At 65.8% G+C, this 530-nt stretch carries 1 protein-coding gene; it reads right to left on the reverse strand.

Annotated features, from left to right (window positions below):
• Positions 1-126 precede the first annotated feature (126 nt).
• A partial coding sequence (locus D1094_RS18485; RefSeq protein ID WP_118961559.1) for an SDR family NAD(P)-dependent oxidoreductase occupies positions 127-530 on the reverse strand: 404 nt, incomplete at its 5' end.

Below are 530 nucleotides of genomic sequence, written 5' to 3' on the forward strand. Positions count from 1 at the left end.
AGAGCTTGCATCACCCTTCGAGGCTCACCGCAAAAGGCGGCTCGTACCTCAGGATGACGCATAACGCGCGTTCGTCACCCTGACGTGCCGTCGCAAAGCGGCGGCCTCGAAGGGCGACGCTTCGTGCTATCGCGGCGCCATGCGGATCGCGCCGTCGAGACGGATGGTTTCACCGTTCAGCATCGGGTTCTCGACGATGGCGACAGCAAGCTGGGCGTACTCGCTCGGATCGCCGAGACGCGCCGGATGTGGCACCTGCGCGCCAAGGCTCTTCTGGGCTTCTTCCGACAGGCCCATCAGCAACGGCGTCAGGAACAGGCCCGGCGCGATGGTCATGACGCGAATGTTGAGCGAAGCAAGATCGCGTGCGACCGGCAGCGTCAGACCGACGATGCCGCCCTTCGATGCCGAATACGCCGCCTGGCCGATCTGGCCGTCAAAGGCGGCGACGCTCGCGGTGTTGATGCAGACGCCACGCTCCTCGCCGATCGGCGGCGCGGTCTGCATGCGCTCGGCAACGAGACGGATGC

The sequence above is a fragment of the Colwellia sp. RSH04 genome (assembly GCF_003545765.1).
In the GTDB taxonomy this organism is placed as follows: Bacteria; Pseudomonadota; Gammaproteobacteria; order Enterobacterales; family Alteromonadaceae; genus Colwellia.